This window comes from Streptomyces sp. AHU1, assembly GCF_045343905.1.
GTDB classification, from domain to species: Bacteria; Actinomycetota; Actinomycetes; order Streptomycetales; family Streptomycetaceae; genus Streptomyces; species Streptomyces triticiradicis.
This window is the reverse complement of record NZ_CP174283.1, coordinates 2,374,320-2,397,252: the sequence shown is the minus strand read 5'-3', so window position 1 is coordinate 2,397,252 and position 22,933 is coordinate 2,374,320. Positions and strand designations below refer to the sequence as shown.

General features: G+C 71.2%; 22 protein-coding genes. 12 read left to right on the top strand and 10 right to left on the bottom strand.

Features of this window, described 5'->3' with window-relative positions; translation table 11 throughout:
• The first annotated feature begins 174 nt into the window (after positions 1-174).
• From ACICHK_RS10955 to ACICHK_RS10930, 6 genes are all read left to right on the top strand, one after another.
• Positions 175-1,584: an ABC transporter substrate-binding protein gene (locus ACICHK_RS10955; RefSeq protein ID WP_406836740.1), complete on the top strand. Its 1,410-nt coding sequence runs from the start codon at positions 175-177 to the stop codon at positions 1,582-1,584.
• A 103-nt stretch (positions 1,585-1,687) separates the two neighbouring features.
• The gene (locus ACICHK_RS10950) at positions 1,688-2,482 is read left to right on the top strand and encodes a rhamnogalacturonan acetylesterase (protein ID WP_406836739.1); all 795 of its coding nucleotides are present in this window, start codon (positions 1,688-1,690) and stop codon (positions 2,480-2,482) included.
• Positions 2,483-2,545: 63 nt separating this feature from the next.
• Entirely contained in the window at positions 2,546-3,874 is a 1,329-nt protein-coding gene (locus ACICHK_RS10945) for a polysaccharide lyase family 1 protein (protein ID WP_406836738.1), read from the top strand.
• Between the two features lie 2 nt (positions 3,875-3,876).
• Positions 3,877-5,007, top strand: coding sequence for a pectinesterase family protein (locus tag ACICHK_RS10940; RefSeq protein ID WP_406836737.1), 1,131 nt, complete (start codon positions 3,877-3,879; stop codon positions 5,005-5,007).
• Positions 5,008-5,051: 44 nt separating this feature from the next.
• Positions 5,052-5,249, top strand: a complete 198-nt coding sequence (locus ACICHK_RS10935) for a hypothetical protein (protein ID WP_406836736.1) — start codon at positions 5,052-5,054, stop codon at positions 5,247-5,249.
• A 99-nt stretch (positions 5,250-5,348) separates the two neighbouring features.
• The gene (locus tag ACICHK_RS10930) at positions 5,349-6,143 is read left to right on the top strand and encodes an HAD family acid phosphatase (protein WP_406836735.1); all 795 of its coding nucleotides are present in this window, start codon (positions 5,349-5,351) and stop codon (positions 6,141-6,143) included.
• Positions 6,144-6,231: 88 nt separating this feature from the next.
• On the opposite strand, the gene ACICHK_RS10925 is transcribed toward ACICHK_RS10930, so the two are convergent.
• The 3 genes from ACICHK_RS10925 to ACICHK_RS10915 all read right to left on the bottom strand — a co-directional run bounded on the left by ACICHK_RS10925 (position 6,232) and on the right by ACICHK_RS10915 (position 8,552).
• Positions 6,232-7,017 (bottom strand): pectate lyase, encoded by a 786-nt coding sequence (locus ACICHK_RS10925; protein WP_406836734.1) that lies wholly within the window; start codon positions 7,015-7,017, stop codon positions 6,232-6,234.
• Between the two features lie 114 nt (positions 7,018-7,131).
• Positions 7,132-7,989, bottom strand: a complete 858-nt coding sequence (locus tag ACICHK_RS10920) for a hypothetical protein (RefSeq protein WP_406836733.1) — start codon at positions 7,987-7,989, stop codon at positions 7,132-7,134.
• Positions 7,986-8,552: a SigE family RNA polymerase sigma factor gene (locus ACICHK_RS10915; protein WP_406836732.1), complete on the bottom strand. Its 567-nt coding sequence runs from the start codon at positions 8,550-8,552 to the stop codon at positions 7,986-7,988. Before ACICHK_RS10915 ends, ACICHK_RS10920 begins: the two co-directional genes overlap by 4 nt.
• Before the next feature lie 255 nt (positions 8,553-8,807).
• Here ACICHK_RS10915 and ACICHK_RS10910 point away from each other — a divergent pair, with 255 nt between their 5' ends.
• Positions 8,808-10,259 carry an NCS2 family permease gene (locus tag ACICHK_RS10910; protein ID WP_406836731.1) on the top strand — a complete coding sequence of 484 codons (1,452 nt, stop codon included), beginning with the start codon at positions 8,808-8,810 and terminating at the stop codon, positions 10,257-10,259.
• 98 nt (positions 10,260-10,357) lie between these two features.
• Here ACICHK_RS10910 and ACICHK_RS10905 read toward each other — a convergent pair whose 3' ends face one another.
• Positions 10,358-11,809 (bottom strand): peptidoglycan D,D-transpeptidase FtsI family protein, encoded by a 1,452-nt coding sequence (locus ACICHK_RS10905; protein ID WP_406836730.1) that lies wholly within the window; start codon positions 11,807-11,809, stop codon positions 10,358-10,360.
• Between the two features lie 108 nt (positions 11,810-11,917).
• Positions 11,918-12,691, bottom strand: a complete 774-nt coding sequence (locus ACICHK_RS10900; RefSeq protein WP_151470389.1) for an IclR family transcriptional regulator — start codon at positions 12,689-12,691, stop codon at positions 11,918-11,920.
• Positions 12,692-12,823: 132 nt separating this feature from the next.
• On the opposite strand from ACICHK_RS10900, the gene ACICHK_RS10895 reads away from it, so the two are divergent.
• The 5 genes from ACICHK_RS10895 (at position 12,824) to ACICHK_RS10875 (ending at position 17,878) form a co-directional block, all read left to right on the top strand.
• On the top strand, positions 12,824-14,353 hold the full coding sequence (locus tag ACICHK_RS10895) for an aldehyde dehydrogenase (NADP(+)) (RefSeq protein ID WP_406836729.1): 1,530 nt from the start codon (positions 12,824-12,826) through the stop codon (positions 14,351-14,353).
• A gap of 294 nt (positions 14,354-14,647) precedes the next feature.
• A complete protein-coding gene (locus ACICHK_RS10890; RefSeq protein WP_151470391.1) occupies positions 14,648-15,256 on the top strand; it encodes a DUF1349 domain-containing protein in 609 nt (202 codons plus the stop codon).
• 108 nt (positions 15,257-15,364) lie between these two features.
• Entirely contained in the window at positions 15,365-15,907 is a 543-nt protein-coding gene (locus ACICHK_RS10885) for a GNAT family N-acetyltransferase (RefSeq protein ID WP_192582466.1), read from the top strand.
• A gap of 79 nt (positions 15,908-15,986) precedes the next feature.
• The gene (locus ACICHK_RS10880) at positions 15,987-16,703 is read left to right on the top strand and encodes a DsbA family oxidoreductase (protein ID WP_406836728.1); all 717 of its coding nucleotides are present in this window, start codon (positions 15,987-15,989) and stop codon (positions 16,701-16,703) included.
• A gap of 122 nt (positions 16,704-16,825) precedes the next feature.
• The gene (locus tag ACICHK_RS10875; RefSeq protein ID WP_406836727.1) at positions 16,826-17,878 is read left to right on the top strand and encodes an aminotransferase class V-fold PLP-dependent enzyme; all 1,053 of its coding nucleotides are present in this window, start codon (positions 16,826-16,828) and stop codon (positions 17,876-17,878) included.
• A 69-nt stretch (positions 17,879-17,947) separates the two neighbouring features.
• Here ACICHK_RS10875 and thpD read toward each other — a convergent pair whose 3' ends face one another.
• The 5 genes from thpD to ACICHK_RS10850 form a co-directional block, all read right to left on the bottom strand.
• On the bottom strand, positions 17,948-18,835 hold the full coding sequence (gene thpD / locus ACICHK_RS10870; protein ID WP_151470394.1) for an ectoine hydroxylase: 888 nt from the start codon (positions 18,833-18,835) through the stop codon (positions 17,948-17,950).
• A gap of 7 nt (positions 18,836-18,842) precedes the next feature.
• Positions 18,843-19,247 (bottom strand): ectoine synthase, encoded by a 405-nt coding sequence (locus ACICHK_RS10865; protein WP_406836726.1) that lies wholly within the window; start codon positions 19,245-19,247, stop codon positions 18,843-18,845.
• A gap of 143 nt (positions 19,248-19,390) precedes the next feature.
• Entirely contained in the window at positions 19,391-20,662 is a 1,272-nt protein-coding gene (gene ectB, locus ACICHK_RS10860; protein WP_406836725.1) for a diaminobutyrate--2-oxoglutarate transaminase, read from the bottom strand.
• A gap of 49 nt (positions 20,663-20,711) precedes the next feature.
• Positions 20,712-21,251, bottom strand: a complete 540-nt coding sequence (gene ectA / locus ACICHK_RS10855; protein WP_406836724.1) for a diaminobutyrate acetyltransferase — start codon at positions 21,249-21,251, stop codon at positions 20,712-20,714.
• Positions 21,252-21,716: 465 nt separating this feature from the next.
• Positions 21,717-22,817 (bottom strand): pyridoxal-phosphate-dependent aminotransferase family protein, encoded by a 1,101-nt coding sequence (locus tag ACICHK_RS10850; RefSeq protein WP_406841194.1) that lies wholly within the window; start codon positions 22,815-22,817, stop codon positions 21,717-21,719.
• Positions 22,818-22,933: the final 116 nt, after the last annotated feature.

The window sequence follows — 22,933 nt, the reverse complement described above, 5'->3', positions numbered from 1 at the left end:
GTTCGTCAGCCGTCCGCCCGCCCGTTGGGAGCCGCGATGCCACACCCCCGTAGCAAGCGCTTGCCGGATGTGGAGGGAAGGGCACGTCCCTTCCGGAAGCAGCCGGACGCCGATCTCCGAGAACACCGCACCGACCCCGCCGCCCCGTTGGACCCCGAAGAAGAGAGCCGGTCGATGAAGATCAGCAGACGCGAGAACAGCCCCTTCGAGAACAACCCGCTGGACACCCCGCCGGGAACCGGCCCGAGAAGGCCCGGCGTCCCCCGGGCCCGGCGCGCCGCCGTGGCCGTCGCCCTCGGTTCCGTGCTCGCGCTGACCGCCACCGCCTGCGGTGACGACGGCAGCGGCGGCGCGGGGGACAAGGGGACCGAGGGGTCCGGCAAGGGCGAGATCACCTTCTGGGACAACAACGGCGGTGTCCGCACCGACATCTGGAAGCAGATCATCGCCGACTTCGAGAAGAAGTACCCGGACATCGAGGTCAAGTACGTCGGTGTCCCGGCGGCCAGCGCCCAGTCCAAGTACGACACCGCCATCCAGGGCGGCGGACTGCCCGACGTCGGAGGCGTGGGCACCGCGATGCTCGCCGAGGTCGCCGTCCAGGGGGCGCTGGAGCCGCTGGACAGCCGGATCGAGAAGAGCTCGCTGAACGGGAAGCTGAGCCGGAACCTGCTCGACGTCAGCCGGGCCGCGGGCGGCGGCGAGGCGCTGTACCAGGTGCCGACCTCCGCCAACAACGGCACGCTCTGGTACCGCACCGACCTGTTCGAGGCGGCGGGCCTGGACGCGCCGACGTCCTGGTCGAAGTTCTACGACGCCGCGGCGAAGCTCACGGACAAGGGGAAGAACGAGTTCGGCTTCACCATCCGCGGCGGCGAGGGATCCATCGCCCCGGCGCTGGACGCGGCGTACGGCCAGACCGGCATCACCTCGTTCTGGGACGGCGACAGGACCACCGTCAACGACCCGAAGAACGTGGCGGCCCTGGAGAAGTACGTCGCCCTCTACAAGAAGGCCACCCCGTCCGCCGACGTCAACAACGACTTCACCAAGATGGTCGCGCAGTGGGACAGCGGCACCATCGGCATGCTGAGCCACAACCTCGGCTCCTACCAGGACCACCTGAAGGCGCTGGGCGACGGCACGTTCCGCGGCGTCCCGAACCCCACGCTGGACGACGGCACGCGGGTGCAGATCTCCAACCCGGTCGACGGGCTGAGCCTGTTCAAGTCCGGCAAGAACAAGGCGGCCGCCTGGAAGTTCATCGAGTTCGCCGTCTCGGCGGCGGAGAACTCCAAGTTCAACGAGTCGGCGGGCCAGGTGCCGGCGAACACCGACGCGGCGAAGGAGGCCTGGGTCCAGCAGGCCGAGCCGACCAGGCTGGCCGCCGAGGCGCTGAACGGCACCGGCACCAAGATCGTGCAGCTGCCGTACTACCTGCCCGACTGGAACACCATCTCCAAGGCCGACAACGAGCCGAACTTCCAGAAGGTGCTGCTCGGCAAGATGAGCGTGAAGGACTTCCTGGACACGCTGGCCGACCAGCTGAACAAGGCGCAGGCCGACTGGAAGGCCCACCACTAGCCCGCGGCGCCCGCGGGGCCCGGCCGCGGCGCGCGTCGCGCCGCGGCCGCCTCGCGGACCCGCCGACACCTCAGCCGCAACCCCTGTCGAAAGGCACACCCCCGTGTCCCTCACGCGCAGACAGGTCGCCTCGGCGGCCGTGGCCGCCCTGCCGCTCGCCGTCGCCGCCTCCGGCCCCGCGTCCGCGGGCCCGCGCCGCCGGCCGCGCAGCCTGTACATCGCCGGTGACTCCACGGCCGCCCAGAAGTACGCCGACGCCGCGCCCGAGACCGGGTGGGGCATGGCCCTCCCGTTCTTCCTCCACGAGGACGTCGTGGTGGTCGACCACGCGGTGAACGGCCGCAGTTCGAAGAGCTTCATCGACGAGGGGCGCCTCGCCGCGATCCTCGGCGTGATCCGGCCCGGCGACCTCCTGCTCGTCCAGTTCGGGCACAACGACGAGAAGACCGCCGACCCGACGCGCCACACCGAGCCGTGGACGACGTACCAGGACTGTCTGCGGCAGTACCTCGACGGCGCGCGGGCCCGGGGTGCCCGGCCGGTGCTCGCCACCCCGGTGGAGCGCAGGAAGTTCGACGCGGACGGCGACGCGGTGCCGACGCACGGCGACTACCCGGCGTCGATGCGCGCGCTCGCCGCGGACGAGCGCGTGCCGCTCCTCGACATCCAGGCCCGGTCCATCGCGCTGTGGCAGCGGCTCGGCGCCGAGGAGACGAAGAAGTACTTCAACTGGACCGCGACCGAACAGGACAACACGCACTTCAACCCGCCGGGCGCCATCGCCGTGGCCCGTCTCGTCGCCGGCGGGCTGCTGCACCGCCGGGTGCTCGCGCCCCGGGACGTGCGCCGTCTCGGCGCGGAGATCCCCGAGTCCTGGATCACCTGGCCCACCGTCTGAACGTCCGGGTTCCCGGGTTCCCGGGTTCCCGAATCTCTGAGCCGAAGGAGAGAGAACCGCATCATGAACACACGGATATGGCATGGGCATGCCACAACCTGGCGTGCGGTCACCGTGCGGAGGGCCGCCGCGCTGATCGGCTGCACCGCCCTCGTGCTCGCCGCCACCGGCACCACCGCCGAGGCCCGCCCCCGTGAGCTCGGCCGGCAGACGCTCGCCGCGGGCGACGGCTGGGCCTCCGACGGGACCGGCACCACCGGCGGCTCGGCCGCCGCGGCCGAGCGGGTCACCACGGTCACGACCTGGGCGGAGTTCAAGGCCGCGCTCGCCGCCGGCGGCAGCGCCCCGAAGATCATCAAGGTCAGGGGGACGATCGACGCCAACGCCTCCGGCTGCGACTCCTTCGCCGCCCCCGGCTACGACTTCGACCGGTACCTCGCCGACTACGACCCCGCGGTGTGGGGATACGACCAGGTGGTCAGCGGTGAGCAGGAGGACCTGCGGGCCGCCTCCGCCGCCGAACAGGACACCGCCATCAAGGCGTACGTCCCCGCGAACACCACCATCGTCGGCATCGGGGCGAACGCGGGCTTCAAGGGCGCGAGCCTCCAGATCAAGGACGTCGACAACGTCATCGTCCGCAACCTCACCTTCGAGAGCCCCCTCGACTGCTTCCCGCAGTGGGACCCCACCGACGGCGACACCGGCAACTGGAACTCCGAGTACGACAGCGCGGTCGTGTACGGCGCCACGCACGTCTGGCTCGACCACGACACGTTCACCGACGGCGACCACCCGGACAGTTCGCTGCCGTCGTACTACGGCCGGATCTACGAACAGCACGACGGCGAACTGGACATCGTCAAGGGCGCCGACCACGTGACCGTCTCCTGGAACGTCTTCGCCGACCACGACAAGACCATCCTGATCGGCAACAGCGACAGCGCGGCGACCGCCGCCGTGGACCGGGGCCATCTGAAGGTCACCCTCCACCACAACCTGTTCACCGGCCTCGTCGAGCGCGCCCCGCGCGTTCGCTTCGGACAGGTGGACTCCTACGACAACCACTTCGTGGCCGACCCCACCTACGGCTACAGCTACGGCATCGGCATGGAGTCCCAGCTCGTCGCCGAGCACAACGCGTTCACGCTGCCGGACACGGTCAGCGCCGCGCTGATCCTGAAGAAGTGGAAGGACGCGCCGCTGACCGCGTCCGACAACTACGTCAACGGCGTCCTCACCGATCTGATCGCTGTGCACAACGCGGAGATCCCCGCCGAGACGCTCCGGTCCGGCGCCGGCTGGACCCCGGTCCTGCGGACGAGGGTCGACCCCGCGCGGGCCGTTCCCGGCCTCGTCGACCACCGCGCCGGCGCCGGAAGGATCTGCTGACCATGGCCGGACACCCCGTCGGCAGAAGGGCGTTCATCGCCGCGGGCGCCGGAGCCGCGCTGGCTCCCGCGCTCGCGGCCCCGGCCCGCGCCACCGGACGTTCCCCGTTCGGGCGGTACGGTTCGCCGTCCGCGCGGCTCGACGAGAGGACGCTGTACGTCCACCCCGGTGGCCGCGGCGACCACGCCACCGTGCAGGCCGCCGTGACCGCCGCGACCGGCACCGGATTCACCTTGGTCATCGCACCGGGCGTGTACCGCGAGACGGTCTCGGTCGGAGCGGTCGACCCGGCGACCGGCCTGCCCGGCGCCGCCGGGTCCGAGATGACCTGGATCGGCGCCACCGGCGACCCGCGCGATGTCGTCGTGGTGTACGACAACGCCAACGGCACGCCCAGGCCCGACGGTTCGGGCACCTACGGCACCACCGGGTCGGCGACGACCACCGTGCGCACCGACGGCTTCACCGCCCGCGCGGTCACCTTCGCCAACGACTGGCTGCGCGCCGACCACCCGGACGTCACCGGCACCCAGGCCGTGGCGGTCAAGGTGCAGGGCGACCGCTCCGCGTTCCACCGGTGCCGCTTCCTCGGCCACCAGGACACCCTGTACGCCGACTCGATCGCGCTCACCGCCTTCGCCCGGCAGTACTACCGGGACTGCTACGTCGAGGGGGACGTGGACTTCGTCTTCGGGCGGGCGACGGCGGTCTTCGAGCACTGCCACTTCCGCGCCCTGGACCGCACGGACCTGGCCGGCGCCCCGTACGGCTTCGTCTTCGCGCCGTCCACGGCCGTCGCCGACCCGCGCGGATACCTGGTCACCCGCTGCGCGGTCAGCAGCGCCGCGCCGGACGCGTACTACAAGCTGGCCCGCCCCTGGGTGCCCGGCTCGGACCCCACCGCCCGCCCGATGCTGACCGTCCGCGACACCCGCCTGGGCGCCGGCGTCGACGCGGTCGCGCCCTACACGGACATGTCCGCCGCCCATCCGTGGCAGGACCAGCGCTTCGCCGAGTACCGCAACACCGGGCCCGGCGCGGTGATCACCGTCCCGGAGAACCGTCCCCAGCTCACGGACGCGGAGGCCGAGCGGCACACCCGTGCCGCCCATCTCGGCGACTGGTGCCCGTGATCCCCACCGTTGTCTCCGACAGCACGACGAAAGGACCCCACTCCATGTCCCGTCGTACCGCTCTCGATCTCGGCGCCGCCCTGGCGCTGGGCGCCGGCCTCGCCGTCCTGCCCGGGCAGGCGCGGGCCGCCACCGTCGTCGTCGACACCACCGCCTGCAACTCCCGTTCGGCAGGCGGGACATTGCCCGCGACCACCTTCCTCACGACGGGCAGCACGACCATCGGCGCGACCATGAACTGACACCCGCCGGACAGGAGTGGGGCCAAGTCGGCCGAAAAGTATGTATCGATCAGGCAAAAGACCTCGCGCCCGAAGACGTTACGCGCGTAGAAACCTGTCATGCATAAGCCACTCCGCATCGCGGCCGTCGCCGCGACCTGTGCCGTCGCCGGTGCCGCCCTGTACGGCACCGGCGTCGCCACCGCCGGTCAGTCGACGGCGAACTCGACGCACGAGCCTTACAACATCGGCGTCCTCGTCAAGGACATCGACACCTATTACGGCACCACCGCCGACAGCAACGGTGTCTACCAGGCGTCCCCCGACAGCCAGTACGCCAAGGACCTCGCGCGCCTCGACGCCGCCGCCAAGCGGCACATCGACCAGGCGGCCCGCAAGGCCCACCACCGGCACGAGAAGGCCGCGGTCGTCTTCGACATCGACGACACGCTGCTGCTCTCCCTCGACTACGAGAAGAAGACCAACTACACCTACAACTCGGCCTCCTGGGCCGCCTATGTCGCCCAGGCGGACCGTCCGGCCGTCTTCGGCAGCCCCGACCTCGTCAAGTACGCCGCTTCCAAGGGCGTCGAGGTGTTCTACAACTCGGGCCTGAAGGAGTCGCAGCGCGCCTCCGCGGTCGAGAACCTGAAGAAGGTCGGCGTCGACGTCAACCTCGACTCCGCGCACATGTTCCTCAAGGACGCGGCCAACCCGCCCGCCTACCTGAGCGACTGCGCCACCGCCGCGGCCTGGAACTGCACGACCGTGCAGTACAAGGCCGGCACCCGCAAGCACATCGAGTCCCTCGGGTACGACATCGTCGCCAACTTCGGCGACCAGTACTCGGACCTCGAGGGCGGTTACGCCGACAAGACCTACAAGCTCCCGAACCCCACGTACTTCGTGAGCTGACGAGCCCCCATGGTCGAACGCCCCCGCCGGTCCTCACCGGCGGGGGCGTTCGTCCGGCGTCGCCTCCGCGGGGCGTACGGATCCGGACTCAGTCGTACGTGACGTCCGACGCCGTGAACCTGCACGTGGTGCCGTCCGGGCCGTTGCCCAGCTCCGTCGGCTCCTTGCCCGTGCTGTTGCCCTGGAAGCGGACGCACGTCTTGATCTTCTTCTTGGTGTCGCCGTGGACACGGACGCGACGCAGCGAGGCGGTGTCACCGAAGTTGGAGTTGACCCCGACGATCGCCTTGCCCGGAGCGGTCACGTCCACGTCGTCGATGATGACGGTGCGCTTGAACTGCTTCTTGCAGTTGCCGCAACTGCGCACCAGCTTCCCGAAGTTCTCCACCTGGAACTTGCTGACCACCAGTTTGCCCGCGCCGTTGAACTGCAGGACCTTGTCGTCCGCGCCCTTGGCGCCGCCGCCGCGGACCTTGTAGACCGCCGAGGACGACGTGCCCTTGAAGGTCGCCGCGTCCTCGCCGACGTCCAGCCACCACACGTTCTGCAGGGTGCAGCTGCCCAGGCAGTGGACGCCGTCGGCGAGTTCGAAGACCGGCCCCTGGTCCTCGTCCTGGCCGCCGGTCCCCAGCGCCCCGCTGCCGAAGAACTCGGTCATCCTGCCGTCGAAGGTGCCCGAGACCGGGATCGTCGACGTCACGGCCCTGCTGCCCTTCGCCTGCGGCCAGGTCGTCGCGGCGCCGGCCGAGCCCAGCGTCGCGGTCGTGGCGATCGCCGTCCCGGTGAGGGCGAGGGCGGACAGACCGCCGATCACGGCACGCCGTGCGGAGAGGCGGCGGCGATGGCGGACGCGCTGTTCAACTCGTGCAGTCATGAAGCGGGTTCCTCGTGTGGTGGGGAGATCGTGCGTCTCCTGGTCGCCACGGCCGGGGAGGAAGGTTGCCGCGCCCGCGGATCTTTCTCGGCCGGCGGCTCGCGGCGCCGTGCGTCACGAAGCGCGGGCCGTGAAGTCACCGGTCACGGAGGACCGTTCGCCGTCCTCGGTGGCCGCCGTCACCGTGTAGCCGTCGTCCTTCGCGTCCCGGCCGCCGCGGGCGTGGTCGTACTGGCCGGCGAAGACCCATTCGCCCGGCCAGACCGTGCGACCGGGCCTGAGCGTCCAGGCGTAGACGAGGAAGCCGTCCCGTTCGGCGACCGTCGTCGTGAAGTCGTCCTCCGGCAGCGAGCGCCAGGCACCCGTACCGCTCACCCCGCCGGTCTGCCGCACCTTCAACGTGACCGTGAGCGAGGTGAGCCGCTCCGTGGTCCTCAGGGTGACATCGCTCTGCGCCCAGAAGTCGTTGCTGTGCGGGTCGACCGAGCCGTCCGACCGCAGCGGGCCGTCCTCGGTGTCCCCGGCGGATGCCCGGGGCGTGGGGGCGGGGGCGGTCACCGTCGCCGAGGGGGTGTCCGAGGGCGACGGACGCGGCCGGTCCGACTCCTCCGGCGTCCCGGAACGGGGGCCGGGGGCGGGGGCGGTCCGCGCCCGGCCGGCCGGGTCCGGCGACGGGGCGGGCGTCGGCGGGACGGCCACGGTCCGCTGCGCCGGGCCCTCGTCCTTCACCGCCGAGGCGACCGCGTAACCGCCCGCCGCCAGGATGCCGGCGACCGCGGCCGTGGCGCCCAGGACGCGGAACCAGTCGAGCAGCGGCGGGCGTACCGCGCGCCGCGCGGGCCGCCGCCCACCGGGGCCCGCCATGCCGCGTTCCACCCGCGACAGGATGCGCGCGCGGTCCGGCTCGTGCGCCCCGGCCGCGTCGCGCAGCCGGGCACGCAGATCGTCGTGCACCTCCCGTGACTCCCTCATCGCTCTCGTCCTTCGGCCCCGCCCGCGGTCAGCGCCCCCGCGTGCACCCGCACCGACGCCTCGTCGGTGCCGAGCAGCCGCCTCAGTTCCGCCATGCCCTTGGACGTCTGGCTCTTCACCGTACCGACGGAGACCCCGAGGGCGAGCGCGGTGTCCTTCTCCGACAGGTCGAAGGCGTGCCGCAGCACGACACAGGCGCGTTTGCGGAACGGCAGCCGGCGCAGCGCCTCCTGGACGTCGACCGTGCCCGCCACGTCGGGGTTCTCGGCCCTGTCCTCGCGCTGCGACCAGAAGAGGGTGATCCGCCGGCGCTCGCGCACCGCGGCACGGATCCGGGTGCGGGCGAGGTTGGCGACCACCCCGCGCGCGTACGCCGCCGGGTGTTCCGCCGCCCGCACCCGGTCCCAGCGGTGCCACAGCGCGAGCAGCGCGTCGGCGGCCAGATCGTCGGCGGCGTCCGGCTCGCCCGTCAACAGGTGGGCGAGTCGGGCCAGTTCGGCGTAGTGCCGCTCGAAGAAGGCGTGGAACTCCACGGAGGCGGCGTCGTCGACGACCGTGCCCACGGGGTACCTCCCCTCGCTTCGGCCGGTGCACCGGTACGGGTGCGGTGTGTGCGGCCCCGTGATTCCGGTGGGGGGAAAGGGAGTTGTGGCGGGGCGGGATGCGTGAGCGTATCAGCCGGTCGTACGGGACTTCGAACGGCGTATGGCGGACCGAACCTGATTCCGTAACACAAGGAAAACCTGAAAGTGCTTGAAGAGGGGAACAATCCAGCCAGCATCCGCGCACCGAGTACACAGGCGACGAGGAGAAATGCCATGTCCGAAGAGCAAAAGGTCGACAACCGGCCAAGTGCCGCACCACCGGCGGCAGGCGGGGTCGACGGGTTCTTCAAGATATCCGCCAGAGGCTCCACCGTCGGCCGGGAGATACGCGGCGGATTCGCCACCTTCTTCACCATGGCCTACATCCTCGTCCTGAACCCCATCATCCTCGGTAGCGCCAAGGACAAGTTCGGGCACACGCTCGACACCGGCCAACTGGTCACCGCCACCGCACTGGTGGCGTGCGTGATGACCGTAGCCATGGGCATCGGCGGCAACCTTCCGCTCGCCATCGCCGCGGGCCTCGGCCTCAACGCCGTCGTGGCCTTCCAGCTGGCCCCGCTGATGAGCTGGGACGACGCGATGGGCCTCGTCGTCCTCGAGGGTCTCCTGATCTGCGTCCTGGTGCTCACCGGCCTCCGGGAAGCGATCATGAACGCGATCCCGCAGCAGCTGAAGCAGGCCATCGGTGTCGGCATCGGCCTGTTCATCGCGTTCATCGGCTTCGTGGACGCCGGGTTCGTCAGCCGCATCCCGGACGTCGCGCACACCACCGTGCCCGTGCAGCTCGGTGCCGTGGGCCGGCTGACCGGCTGGCCCGTCCTCGTCTTCTGTCTCGGCGTCCTGCTGACCATCGCGCTGCTCGCCCGCAAGGTGAAGGGCGCCATCCTCATCAGCATCGTGACGATGACCGTCGTCGCGATCGTCATCGACGCCCTCGCCGACATCAAGAGCTGGGGCCTGACCACTCCCAAGGTCCCGGACAAGATCGTCGCCACCCCGGACTTCGGACTCGTCGGCCACGTCGACCTGTTCGGCGGCTTCGCCGAGGCCGGGGTGCTCACCGCGGTCCTGCTGGTCTTCACCCTGGTGCTGTCGGACTTCTTCGACGCCATGGGCACCATCGTGGGCATCAGCGCCGAGGCCGGGCTGCTCGACGAGCAGGGGCAGGTCCCGGGCATCGGGCGGGTCCTGTTCATCGACGGCGCGGCCGCCGTCGCGGGCGGTCTGGGCTCCGCCTCCTCCAACACCGCCTACATCGAGTCCGCGGCCGGTGTCGGCGAGGGCGCCCGCACCGGTTTCGCCAACCTGGTCACCGGCGGGCTCTTCGGTCTCGCGCTCTTCCTCACCCCGCTGCTGACCATCGTCCCGCTCCAGGCCGCGGCGCCCGCGCTGATCGCGGTCGGGTTCCTGATGATGACCCACGTCAAGCACATCGACTGGAACAAGTACGAGATCGCGATCCCGGCGTTCCTGACCATCGCCGCGATGCCGTTCACGTACTCCATCACCGACGGCATCGGCGCCGGTTTCATCGCCTACGTCGTCATCAAGGCGGTGCTGGGCAAGGCCAAGGAGGTCAACTGGCTGCTGTGGGCCGTCTCGGCGCTGTTCCTGGTCTACTTCGCGATCGACCCGGTGGAGCAGCTGCTCGGTGTGAAGTGACGTGAGGCGGCCGGACCGCGCGAGGGGTCCCGCACGTGAGGAGGCGGCCCCGCACCCGACCGGGTGCGGGGCCGCCTCGCGTACGGGCCGGGTGCGCCTCAGTCCTTCAGGGCCGCGCGCATCATCGCCTTGGCGACCGGCGCCGCCAGTCCGTTGCCGCTGACCTCCGAGCGCGCCGCGTCCGACTGCTCGACCATCACCGCGACGGCCACCTCCTTGCCGTTCGAGTCGGACTTCGCGAACGAGGTGAACCAGGCGTACGGCGTCTTGCTGTTCTTCTCGCCGTGCTGGGCCGTGCCGGTCTTGCCGCCCACGGTCGCGCCGGGGATCAGGGCGTTGGTGCCCGTGCCGTCCTCGACGACCGTCCGCATCGCGGAGCGGAGCTGCCGGGCGGTCTCCGAGCTGACGATCCGCTCGGTCCCGGCGCTGTCGTCGTAGTCCCTCAGCACGTCGCCGTCGGCATCGCTGGTCTGCGACACCATATGCGGCGAGACCAGCTTGCCGTCGTTGGCAATGGCGGCGGACACCATGGCCATCTGGAGCGGGGTCGCGGTGACGTCGTACTGCCCGATGCCGGTCAGCGCCGTGGACGACTTGTCCATGCCCTCGGGGTACACGCTGGCGTACGCCCGCACCGGCACGTCCTGCTTCGTGTCGTTGAAGCCGAACTTCTCCGCCATCGCCCTGACCTTGTCCTGGCCCAGGTCGACCGCCATCTTCCCGAAGACGTTGTTGCAGGAGTACTGGAGCGCGACCCGGATCGAGGCGTTCTCGCAGGGCGCGGACGCGTTCTCGTTCTTCAGCGGGGTCGTCGTGCCCGGCAGGACGTACGGATCCGGGCTGTCCGTCTTCGCGTCCACGTCCTCGTAGAGCCCGTCCTCCAGCGCGGCGGCGGCCACGACCAGCTTGAACGTCGAGCCCGGCGGCAGCGGCTGCCGCAGCGCGCGGTTGACCAGCGGCTTGTCGGGATCCTTGGTCAGCTTCTTCCAGACGCTGTCGTTCCCCGCGCTGATCGACGTCGGGTCGTACGACGGTGTCGAGACGACCGAGAGGATCTTGCCGGTCTTCGGGTCGATCGCGACGGCGGCGCCCTTGTTGCTCCCGAGCGCCGCGTACGCGGCCTTCTGCACGGCCGGGTCGATCGTCGTGACCACGTCACCGGGGTCGGCGCGCTTGTTCGTGAGCGTGTCCAGCGGGTTCTTCAGCGAGATGTCCGAGCCGTCCAGCAGCTTCTGGTAGATGCCCTCCAGCTGGGTGGACCCGTAGACCTGGGAGCTGTAACCGGTGACCGCCGCGTACAGGCTGCCGTCCTTGTACGTCCTCTTGTACTTGAGATCGCTCCCTGTCGTCCGCGCGGAGCCGGTGATCGCCTCCCCGGCCACGATGATGTTCCCGAGCGGGTTCGCGTACAGCGCGATCGCGTTCCGCCGGTTTTCCTTGTCGTCCGCGAGCGCCCGGCCGTCGTAGAACTGCACCCAGGTCGCCCTGACCAGCAGGGAGAGCACGAGCAGCAGAGTGAAGACGGCGGTACGCCTGATCGTCTTGTTCATCCCGCACTGAAGGACGAGCGGTCGGGGACGAATCGTTCCCGTCCGCCCGTTTTTCTCATCGATCCCTCATGAGGCCGACGCCTCACGAGGGACGCGGGGCCCCTTCCGTCAGAGCCTGCGGGTGGCCAGGGTGAGCCGGTCGCGGGCGTCGAACAGGGCGTCCTTGACCATCTGCTCGTGCGCGGGGGTGAGCCGGGCCACGGGGACCGAGCAGCTGATCGCGTCACGGGCGGGCGTGCGGTACGGGATCGCCACGCCGAAGCAGCGCAGCCCCAGCGTGTTCTCCTCGCGGTCCACCGCGAAGCCCTGCTCCCGCACCTGGTGCAGCTCCTCGATGAGCTTCTCCCGGTCGGTGATCGTGTGCTCGGTCAGCGCGGGCAGCGTCTCCGGCAGCATCTTGCGGACCTGCTCGTCGCCATACGTGGCCAGCAGCGCCTTGCCGAGCGAGGTGGAGTGGGCGGGGAGCCTGCGGCCGACCCGGGTGAAGGGGCGCAGATAGTGCTGCGACTGCCGGGTGGCCAGGTAGACGACGTTCGTGCCGTCCAGGCGCGCGAGGTGGATCGTCTCGGTGGTGTCGTCGGAGAGGCGGTCGAGGGTGGGGCGGGCCGCGGCGACCACCTCGTCGCCGTCGATGTAGGAGGTGCCGACCAGCAGGGCCCGTACGCCGATGCCGTACCGCGTGCCCGTCGCGTCCGTCTCGACCCAGCCGAGCTCCACGAGCGTGCGCAGCAGCATGTACAGGCTGGACTTGGGATATCCGACGGCCTCCTGGACCGCGGCGAGGGAGTGCATTCCGGGCCGGCCGGCGAAGTACTCCAGCAATTCAACGGTCCGCACCGCGGACTTGACCTGCGCCCCGCCGCCTGTCTCGCCTGCCGACATCGCCCTTGACCCCTTCGTTGGACGGGAAATAGTCTCCGAGCAGCAAGTTCACCATCAGAGACAGCGTTCAGCATATCGAACGGACCTGGTGGGTGACACACGAACGTGGCCTCACATGTGAAGGGACCCGCGGTGGCAGCAGCACCAGTCTGGAGTGTCGACCCCCGTACCGGGAAGCGGCGGGAACAGGTCGCGGTGGAGGCCACCGGCCAGGAGGTGGACGAGGCCGTCCGCGCCGCGCACGCCGCGCGTCCCGCCCTCGCCGACCGCACCGTCCGCGCCGCGTTCCTGCGCACCGCCGCCGACCTGCTCGAAGGCGCCGAGGACCTGCTCGTCGAGGCCGCCGACGCGGAGACCGCGCTCGGCCCGGTCCGGCTCACCGGGGAGCTCGCCCGCACCTGCTACCAGTTGCGCGCGTTCGCCGGGATCGTGGACGAGGGCGCCTTCCTCGACGTCGTGATCAACCACCCGGACGCCACGGCGACCCCGCCGATCCCGGACCTGCGCCGCTACAAGGTGCCGCTGGGCGTCGTCGCCGTGTACTCGGCCTCGAACTTCCCCTTCGCCTTCTCGGTGGCCGGCGGCGACACGGCGAGCGCGCTGGCCGCGGGCTGCCCGGTCGTCGTCAAGGCCCACCCCGACCACCCGGCGCTCTCCGAGCTGGTCGCGGCCGTCCTGCGCCGCGCGGCGGCCCGGCACGGCATCCCCGAGGGCGTCGTCGGCCTCGTGCACGGCTTCGAGGCCGGTGTCGAGCTGGTCCGGCACCCGCTGGTCACGGCGGCCGGGTTCACCGGTTCCGTCCGCGGCGGGCGCGCGCTGTTCGACGCGGCCGCCGCGCGTCCGGTGCCGATCCCGTTCCACGGCGAGCTGGGCTCCCTCAACCCCGTCGTCGTCACCGAGGCCGCGGCCGTCGAGCGCGCCGAGGAGATCGGCGCGGGACTCGCCGGCTCGATGACCCTGGGCGTCGGCCAGTTCTGCGTGAAGCCGGGCCTGGTGCTCGCTCCGGCCGGCGAGGCGGGCGACCGTCTGCTGAAGTCCCTGACCGACGCGGTGAGCGGCACCGCCGCCGGGGTCCTGCTCGACCACCGCATGCGGGACAACTTCATCGCCGGGGTCGCCGAGCGCGCCGGGCTCCCGGACGTCCAGGCCCCGGTGACACCGGGCGCGGGCGGTGAGCACACGGTGAGCCCCGGCTTCCTGACCGTGCCCGCGGGCAGGCTCGCGGCCGAGGGCGAGCACGACCTGCTCCTCGAGGAGTGCTTCGGGCCGCTCACGGTCGTGGCGCGCTACGAGGACGAGTCCGAGGCGGGCGCGGTGCTCTCCCGGCTCCCCGGCAACCTCACGGCCACGGTGCAGCTCTCCGCGGAGGAGGCCGTGGGCGAGGGGCGCGGCGCGGAGATCCTCGCCGAACTCACCTCCCTCGCGGGCCGGGTCCTGGTGAACGGCTGGCCGACCGGGGTCGCCGTCGCCCCGGCCCAGCACCACGGAGGGCCGTACCCCGCGACGACCTCGACGTCCACCTCGGTCGGCGGCACCGCCATCGAGCGCTGGATGCGGCCGGTGGCCTACCAGGGCGTGCCCGAGGCACTGCTGCCGCCCGAGCTGCGCGACGACAACCCGCTGGGACTGCCCCGGCGGTACGACGGGCGCCTGGAGCGCTAGCGCCTTTGCGGCGGGCCGGACCGGTTCGGCGGCGGGCCGCGTCTCGTGCCGTGCCGGTCCGCCGGGCCTCGTGCCGTGCCGGCCGGTTCGGCCGGGGGCCGGTTTCGGCGGTGGGCGGGGCCGGTTCCGTGGCAGGCCGGTCCGGCGGCGGACCCGGCCGGTTTCGTACCGGGGCGGTTCCGTCCCGGACCCGGCCGGTCCTGTTCGCCGTCGCCGACGGGTGTCGTGCGGGTCGTCGTGCGACCCCCCTTCGTATCGCCGAGGGACCGCCCCCGGACCTGAGAGACTCGGCCCATGGACGTCACACTCCCCGAACTCCCTTTCTCCCTCCGCACCTACGGCCCCGACGGGAACTGGTCGTACGAGGACGGTGTGCTCACCGGCTGGGCCGGGCCCCGGCAGGACCGTTTCGTGCCGCCCACCGGCGAAGGACTCGACCCGGCCTCCGACGCGCCCCGGCTGCTCGGCTCGCCGGAAGGCGACTTCCAGCTGATCGCCCGCGTGACGGTGGGCTTCGGGGCGGCCTTCGACGCGGGCGTGCTCTACGTCCACGTGGGGGAGCGGGCCTGGGCGAAGCTGTGCCTGGAGTACTCCCCGGACGTTCCCACCGTCTGCACGGTGGTCACCCAGGGACACTCCGACGACGCCAACTCCTTCACCGTGGAGGGAAGTTCCGTCTGGCTGCGGGTGAGCCGCACCGGCCGGGCCTTCGCCTTCCACGCCTCCCGCGACGGTGAGCGCTGGACCTTCGTCCGCCTCTTCACCCTGGCCGACGAGAAGGAGACCGGGGCCGCGCTGGTCGGCTTCATGACCCAGTCGCCGATGGGGGAGGGCTGCGTGGTGACCTACGACGGCATCGAGTTCCGCCCGTCCTGGCCGCGCGACCTGCGCGACGGCAGCTAGCCGCCGGGCCCCGGCCCCGCAGTGCGGGGCCTGTTCCGTGCCGGGTCCGTTCCGTGCGGATCCGGCCGGGTACGGAACCGGGCCGTCCGCGGTCACGTCCTCAGTTGCATGATCGAGGACCGTGTGAACCGTGTGCGCCGGGTGATCAGGACCGCGCTGCCCGCCGAGGCGGCCGCCGTCGCCGACCTGCACGCCCGGGCCCGGGCGACGTACTACCCGGACGGAGTGCCCCAGGACGGCACCGACTGGCTCGCCGCCTGGCGGGGCGCCATCGAGCGTCCCGACGGTCATGTGCTGTGCCTCGTGCAGGACGGCCGGATCGCGGGCATCGCCTCCTTCCGTACGGACGAGGGCGCGCCCGCGGACACGGTCAAGCTCTTCCAGTTCCACGTCGACCCCGACCGCTGGCGGGCCGGGATCGGCACGGTGCTGCACGCGGCCTGCGTGGAGGAGTGGCAGGCCGACGGGAAGCGCACGGCGACGCTCGACGTGCACACCGACAATCTGCGCGCGCAGGCCTTCTACGCCCGCCTGGGCTGGGTCCCCGATCCGGAGAACCCGCCCGAGGAGGGTGATCACCACCTGTATCTGCGGTACGCCGTGGCCGGGGGCGCGGAGAGGGACGGGAGCGCGGAGGCGGCCGGGGAATGACCCGAGCCGCTTGAATGTTCACCTAAATGACGTCCCCGGAGGGTGTCCCGTATCCGCACGACCTGGAGAGAGCCGAAGAATGCGCGTCGAGATCTGGTCCGACATCGCCTGCCCGTGGTGCTACGTCGGAAAGGCCCGTTTCGAGAAGGCGCTCGACGCCTTCCCGCACCGTGACGAGGTCGAGGTCGTGCACCGTTCGTTCGAGCTGGACCCCGGCCGGGCCAAGGGCGACATCCAGCCCGTGATCACGATGCTCACCAAGAAGTACGGCATGAGCGAGGCGCAGGCGCAGGCGGGCGAGGAGAACCTCGGTACGCAGGCCGCCGCCGAGGGCCTCGCGTACCGCACCCGGGACCGCGACCACGGCAACACCTTCGACATGCACCGCCTGCTGCACCTCGCCAAGGCGCGCGGCCGCCAGGACGAGCTGATCGACCTGTTCTACAAGGCCAACTTCGCCGAGGAGCGGACCGTCTTCGGCGACGACGAGCGGCTCGTGGAGCTGGCCGTCGCCGCCGGGCTCGACGCCGCCGACGCCCGTGAGGTGCTCGCCGACCCGGCCGCCTACGCCGACGACGTCCGCGCCGACGAGCGCGAGGCCGCCGAGCTGGGCGCGAACGGCGTCCCCTTCTTCGTCCTGGACCGCACGTACGGCGTCTCCGGCGCGCAGCCCGCCGAGGTCTTCACCCAGGCGCTGACCCAGGCCTGGGGCGAGCGTCCGCAGCTCACGCTCGTACAGGACGAGGGCGCCGAGGCCTGTGGCCCGGACGGCTGCGCGGTTCCGCAGAACAGGTGAGCGCGGTACGGGGGCTCCGGCGCCGGAAACCGCAGGTCGGAGCCCATTCATAAGCATCGCTTGGGGAAACCCCGTAAAAGTTGGCGATGGACTTGGGCACCGTCCGGGCCCACAGTGGTCCCATGGAGACCTTCGAGACCCTCGTCCGTGCCGAGTTCGCCCCGGAGAACACCTACCTGAACACGGCCAGCAACGGCCTGCTTCCGGCCCGTACCGTCGCCGCCCTGCACGAGGCGGTGGCGCTGCGGGCCGCGGGCAGGCCGCTCGACTCCCTCTACGAGGACGTCGAGCTGGCCCGCGCCTGCTTCGCCCGGCTGGCCGGCGTCCCGGCCGCCCGGGTCGCCGCCGGCCCGTCCGTCGCCGCGCAGACCGCGCTGATCGCGGCCGGGCTGGCCCCCGGGTCCGAAGTCCTCACCGCCGAGGACGACTTCACCTCCGTGCTGAACCCGTTCCACGTCCGCGGCGACCTGAAGGTGCGCGCCGTACCACTGGAGCGGATCGCCGAGTCCGTGCGTCCCGGCACGGCGCTCGTCGCGGTCAGCGCCGCGCAGTCCGCCGACGGACGGATCGCCGACCTGCCCGCGCTGCGCGAGGCGGCCCGCGAACACGGGGCACGCACCTACGTCGACTTCTCGCAGGCGGCGGGCTGGCTGCCGGTCGACGCCGACGGCTACGACTTCACCGTGTGCATCACCTTCAAGTGGCTGCTGGGCCCGCACGGCGCGGCCTTCCTCGTCGTGCCCGAGGACTTCGGCGGGCTCACCCCGGTGCTCGCGGGCTGGGTCGCGGCGGAGGAACCCTGGAACAGCTGCTACGGCCCGGTGCAGGAACTCGCCCGCTCCGCCCGCCGGTTCGACGTGAGCCCCGCGCTGTTCACCTACGCCGGGGTGCGCCACTCCCTCGAACTGATCGAGGAACTCGGCGTGGACACCGTTCGCGCGCACGACCTCGCCCTCGCGGACCGGTTCCGCGCGGGGCTGGCCGCGCTGGACCACCAGCCGCTGCCGGCACCCGGCTCCGCCATCGTCTCGGTGCCCGGACTGGGCCACCGTCAGGGAGAGTTGAGCCGGGCCGGTGTCGAGGTGTCGAACCGCGCGGGCAATCTGCGGGCGTCGTTCCACCTCTACAACACGCCCGCCGACGTCGACCGCCTCCTGGACGTGCTGGCCGGCTGACACGGCGGACGGTCCCGGGGAGCACGTGCTCCCCGGGACCGCCGTTCCCGGTTCATCCCGCCGGAGGCGTCACCGCACCGGCGTGAAGTCCCGTGCCCCGATGAACTCCGGCCTGCGCACGGGCGCCGCGAACGGTTCGACGGCCGTGTTCTCCACGCTGTTGAACACGATGAAGACGTTGCTGCGCGGGAACGGGGTGATGTTGTCCCCCGAGCCGTGCATGCAGTTGCAGTCGAACCAGGTCGCCGAACCGGCCTTGCCCGTGAAGAGCTTGATGCCGTGCCGGCTCGCGAGTTCGGTGAGCGCCTCGTCGGAGGGGGTGCCCGCGTCCTGCATCTGGAGCGACTTCTTGTAGTTGTCCTTCGGCGTGGCCCCCGCGCACCCGAGGAACGTCCTGTGCGACCCCGGCATGATCATGAGGCCGCCGTTGGTGTCGAGGTTCTCGGTCAGCGCGATCGAGACGGACACGGTCCGCATGTTCGGCAGACCGTCCTCCGCGTGCCAGGTCTCGAAGTCCGAGTGCCAGTAGAAGCCGCTGGCCCCGAAGCCCGGCTTGACGTTGATCCGCGACTGGTGGACGTACACGTCCGAGCCGAGGATCTGCCGGGCCCGGCCGACGACGCGCTCGTCGCGCACGAGGCCGGCGAAGACCTCGCTGATCCGGTGCACCTCGAAGACGGACCGGATCTCCCGCGTCCTCGGTTCGACGACCGAGCGCTCGTCCGCGCGGACCGCCGGATCGGTGACGAGCCGTTCCAGCTCCCGCCGGTAGACGGCGACCTCGTCCTCGGAGAGGAGCTCCTCGACGGCGAGGAAGCCGTCGCGCTCGTAGGAGTGGAGGTCGGGGACCGAGATCGGGCCGGGTTCGTCCGGCGCGCCCCAGACGACCGGGTCCTGGCGGGGGACGGCCACTTCGGTGGCGGCGCGGCTGGGATACGCATCGGTGAGTGTGGTCATCGGTGTGTCACACCTCCTCGGGTTCGGTGAGCAGGGGGTAGACGCCGTTCTCGTCGTGGTCCTCCCGTCCGGTGACGGGCGGGTTGAAGACGCAGACGCACCGGAAGTCGGTCCTCGGGCGCAGGGTGTGGCGCTCGTGGCCGTTCAGCAGGTACATCGTCCCAGGGGCGATCCAGTGCTTCTCGCCGGTCTCCTCGTCGGTGAGTTCGGCCTCGCCCTCCACGCAGAGCACGGCCTCGACGTGGTTCGCGTACCACATCCGGGTCTCCGTACCCGCGTACAGGACCGTCTCGTGCAGGGAGAAGCCGACCCTCTCCCCGGCGAGGACGATGCGCTTGCTCTCCCAGGTGCCGGACGCGGCCTTCACGTGCCGGTCGGTTCCTTCGAGTTCCTTGAGCGAACGGACTATCACGGTGGTGCGATGCCTCTCTCTCGTGTCTCTCTCGTGTCCCTCGCGGGGCTTCTCGCGCTCGGGGCGTTCGTTCCCGCGTCTCTCGTTCCCGGGTTTCCCGTGTTCGTGCCCGGTCCGCGCGCCCCGTGGCGCGCGGCGGCCCGTCAGGCGGTCTCGGCGACCGCGCGGGCCAACGTGCGCAGGCCCTCGTCGAGTTCGTCGGGGGTGATGGTGAGGGCGGGCAGCAGTTTCACGACCTCGCTCTCCGGGCCGGACGTCTCGACGAGCAGCCCGAGTTCGAAGGCGCGGCGGGACACCCGCGCGGCGCGGGCCTTGTCCTTGAACTCGATGCCCCAGACGAGTCCGCGGCCCCGGTACTCCTTGACGTCGGCGAGGTTCTCCTCGGTGACGGAGACCAGCGCCCGTTCGATCTGCTCGCCGCGGGCACGGGTCTGCTTCTCCATCGCGGACCCGTCGGCCCAGTAGGCCTCCAGGGCGGCGGTGGCCGTGACGAACGCCGGGTTGTTGCCGCGGAAGGTGCCGTTGTGCTCGCCCGGCTCCCAGATGTCCAGCTCGGGCCTGAACAGGCACAGCGACATCGGCAGCCCGTATCCGCTGATGGACTTGGACACCGTCACGATGTCGGGCACGATCCCCGCCTCCTCGAAGGAGAAGAACGCGCCGGTCCGCCCGCAGCCCATCTGGATGTCGTCGACGATGAGCAGCATGTCGCGGCGCGCGCACAGATCGGCGAGCGCGCGCAGCCACTCGGGCCGCGCGATGTTGATCCCGCCCTCGCCCTGCACGGTCTCGACGATCACCGCGGCGGGCTGGTTCAGCCCGGATCCCTGGTCCTCCAGGAGCCGTTCGAACCACAGGAAGTCCGGCACCCGCCCGTCGAAGTAGTTGTCGAACGGCATCGGGGTGCCGTGCACCAGCGGGACGCCGGCGCCCGCCCGCTTGAAGGCGTTGCCGGTCACGGCGAGCGAACCGAGCGACATCCCGTGGAAGGCGTTGGTGAACGACACGATCGCCTCGCGCCCCTTCACCTTCCGCGCGAGCTTCAGCGCCGACTCGACGGCGTTGGTGCCGGTCGGGCCGGGGAACATCACCTTGTACGGCAGGTCGCGCGGCCGCAGCACCAGGTTCTGGAAGGCCTCCAGGAAACCGCGTTTGGCGGTCGTCGACATGTCGAGCCCGTGGGTGACGCCGTCGCGCTCCAGGTAGTCGATCAGGGCCCGTTTGAGCACGGGGTTGTTGTGGCCGTAGTTCAGCGACCCGGCACCGGCGAAGAAGTCGAGGAACTCGTGTCCGTCCTCGTCGTACATGCGGCTGCCCCGGGCCCGGTCGAAGACGGTGGGCCAGTTGCGGCAGTAGCTGCGCACCTCCGATTCCAGGGTCTCGAAGACGCTGAGGTCGGGCTGGGTGATGGTCAAGGCGATTCGCTCCTCGAAGCGTGTGGGGGGGGAGGGGAGACAGGAGGGGTCAGGCGGAGAACGGGCCGATGCGGTACAGCACTTCGGGGTCGTGCGGCCCGTCGGGGAACTGCGCCGTCCCGAACAGGACCTCGCGCTCGACGGCCGCTCCGTGACGCCGCGCGTACGACGTGAACAGGCGCTCGGAGGCGGTGTTGCCCGGGGTGATGGTGGTCTCGACGGCGGACAGCCCGCGCTCGGCAGCCACCCGCGCGGTCAGCCCGTCGAGCAGTCGTGCGGCCAGTCCTTTGCCGCGGTACGCCGCGTCGACGGCCACCTGCCACACGAGGAGCGTCCGGGGACGCTCGGGGCGCGCGTACGCGGTGACGAAACCGACGGGCCGTCCGTCGGTGTCGCGGGCCACCGCCGTGGTGCCGGCGAAGTCACGGCACCACAGCAGATAGCTGTACGACGAGTTCAGGTCGAGGGTCCGGGAGTCCTTGGCGATACGCCACAGGGCGGCCCCGTCGGCCACCTCCGGACGGTCGATCCGAAGGCCTTCGGGCATTTCCAGGAATTTCGCTGACAGGTCTGCTTGGGCGACGGTCATGCGGATTGAATTTACCGACGGAAAGTTCGGATTGCATCGTCGTCCCGGGTTACGGATGCGTCGGCGATGTGTTATCACGCGCCCGTGAGAAAGTGGCGGTGACCACGGTTTTATGGGGGCTTCTGCCCGGAAAATACCCCGGAAAAGGGGTGCGCTGTGGAGTGTGTCACAGCGACGAAATGTGGGGAGGATCCGCCCGAACGCGCCATTCGGCGTTCGCGGAATCTTTGCGTTTACTCACGGGAGAAGCGGGCAGGAGAACGCGGGAAGCTTTTCCGGTCGATGCCGGGAAATTCCGTTCCGAATTTCGGCGGACAGCAGTGAGGAGTGGATTTGCGATTCCCGTGCGTCCGCGGGCGCGCCGCCAGGGCCCGAGGGCCCTGGTCCGGTGGGCCCGAGGAGCTCCCGGGGCACCGGTCCGGTGCCCCGGCGGAGGCGCGGACACCTCCGCCGGACGCCCGCGGGTCAGCCCCAGGCCGGTTCCGCGGCCCGGCGCGCTCCCTCCGGGTCCACCGGGAATCCGGACCCGGCCAGTGCCGCGCCGAGCCCCGCGAGACAGGCGTGCACGGCGTCCCGGGTGGCGTCGGGACCGTAGTGGTTCACGCGGATCATCGACTGCGCGAGGGCGCCGCCGCCCGCGGCGAGCGGCAGCGCGGGATCCACGGCCAGCGCCTTCGCGACCACCGCGGACGCGTCCGCGCCCTCGGGCACCCGCAGCGTGGTGGCGACGGGCGCCGCGTCGGAGGCGGCCTCCACGAACGGGGCGAGGCCCCCGCCGAGGGCCACGGCTCCCGCCCGGGTGGCCGCGGCGGCCGAGGCGTGACGGGCCGTCACCGTGTCGAGGCCCTCGCCCTCGATCCGCTCGACGCACGCCTCCAGCGCCAGCATCTCCAGCTGCGCCGGCGCGTGCAGCAGCGCCTTGCGGCCCCCGTCGACCCAGCGCTCCTTCCAGTCCAGCAGGGAGAGGTAGGAGCGGCGCGGCGCACCGGGGTTCGCGGCCATGCGCGCCCAGGCCCGCTCGCTCACCGACACGGCCGACACCCCGGCGGGACCGCCCATCGCCTTCTGCGCCCCGATCACGCACAGGTCGACGCCCCAGGCGTCCGGCAGCACCGGCTCGGCGCCGATCGAGGCGACGGCGTCCAGGTAGAAGAGCGCGCCGTGCTCGCGCACGACCTCGCCGATCTCCGCCACAGGGTTGGTGTTCCCGGTGGCGGCCTCGGCGTGCACGAGCGACACGAAGTCGATCGACGGGTGCTCGGCGAAGGCCTCGCGGATCTGCGCGGCGGTGACCGCGGTGTGGAACGGCACCGCCAGATCGATCACGGTCGCCCCGCAGTCCCGCAGCCAGTTCCCGAACGTCTGGCCGTAGGGGCCGGTGATGACGTTCAGGGCGGTGGTGCCGGGACCGGCCGTCCCCCGGATGGCCCCTTCCAGGGGGAGCAGCGCCTCGCCCTGCATGATCACGACGTCCTGCGCGGTGCCGAGCAGCCGGGCGACACGGTCCTCGATCGACGCGAAGCGGGCGGCGCTCAGTGGCGCCAGGTCAAGAAGGGGATGGGTCACGGCGGTGCTCTCTTCACTCACGGTGGGGTCGACGATCAGAGCGTAACCGCCGCCCCCGGGATACCCGGACCGGCGAATTCTGAGGCCAGACGGCCCAGTGGCCATCGGAATGATTT

What these genes read in the sequence shown, in the direction of transcription:
- ACICHK_RS10955 (WP_406836740.1), top strand. Translation starts at nt 175, where the DNA reads ATGAAGATCAGCAGACGCGAGAACAGCCCCTTCGAGAACAACCCGCTG.
- ACICHK_RS10945 (WP_406836738.1), top strand. Translation starts at nt 2,546, where the DNA reads ATGAACACACGGATATGGCATGGGCATGCCACAACCTGGCGTGCGGTC.
- ACICHK_RS10940 (WP_406836737.1), top strand. Translation starts at nt 3,877, where the DNA reads ATGGCCGGACACCCCGTCGGCAGAAGGGCGTTCATCGCCGCGGGCGCC.
- ACICHK_RS10935 (WP_406836736.1), top strand. Translation starts at nt 5,052, where the DNA reads ATGTCCCGTCGTACCGCTCTCGATCTCGGCGCCGCCCTGGCGCTGGGC.
- ACICHK_RS10930 (WP_406836735.1), top strand. Translation starts at nt 5,349, where the DNA reads ATGCATAAGCCACTCCGCATCGCGGCCGTCGCCGCGACCTGTGCCGTC.
- ACICHK_RS10925 (WP_406836734.1), bottom strand. Translation starts at nt 7,017, where the DNA reads ATGACTGCACGAGTTGAACAGCGCGTCCGCCATCGCCGCCGCCTCTCC.
- ACICHK_RS10920 (WP_406836733.1), bottom strand. Translation starts at nt 7,989, where the DNA reads ATGAGGGAGTCACGGGAGGTGCACGACGATCTGCGTGCCCGGCTGCGC.
- ACICHK_RS10910 (WP_406836731.1), top strand. Translation starts at nt 8,808, where the DNA reads ATGTCCGAAGAGCAAAAGGTCGACAACCGGCCAAGTGCCGCACCACCG.
- ACICHK_RS10905 (WP_406836730.1), bottom strand. Translation starts at nt 11,809, where the DNA reads ATGAACAAGACGATCAGGCGTACCGCCGTCTTCACTCTGCTGCTCGTG.
- ACICHK_RS10900 (WP_151470389.1), bottom strand. Translation starts at nt 12,691, where the DNA reads ATGTCGGCAGGCGAGACAGGCGGCGGGGCGCAGGTCAAGTCCGCGGTG.
- ACICHK_RS10890 (WP_151470391.1), top strand. Translation starts at nt 14,648, where the DNA reads ATGGACGTCACACTCCCCGAACTCCCTTTCTCCCTCCGCACCTACGGC.
- ACICHK_RS10885 (WP_192582466.1), top strand. Translation starts at nt 15,365, where the DNA reads ATGATCGAGGACCGTGTGAACCGTGTGCGCCGGGTGATCAGGACCGCG.
- ACICHK_RS10880 (WP_406836728.1), top strand. Translation starts at nt 15,987, where the DNA reads ATGCGCGTCGAGATCTGGTCCGACATCGCCTGCCCGTGGTGCTACGTC.
- ACICHK_RS10875 (WP_406836727.1), top strand. Translation starts at nt 16,826, where the DNA reads ATGGAGACCTTCGAGACCCTCGTCCGTGCCGAGTTCGCCCCGGAGAAC.
- thpD (WP_151470394.1), bottom strand. Translation starts at nt 18,835, where the DNA reads ATGACCACACTCACCGATGCGTATCCCAGCCGCGCCGCCACCGAAGTG.
- ectA (WP_406836724.1), bottom strand. Translation starts at nt 21,251, where the DNA reads ATGACCGTCGCCCAAGCAGACCTGTCAGCGAAATTCCTGGAAATGCCC.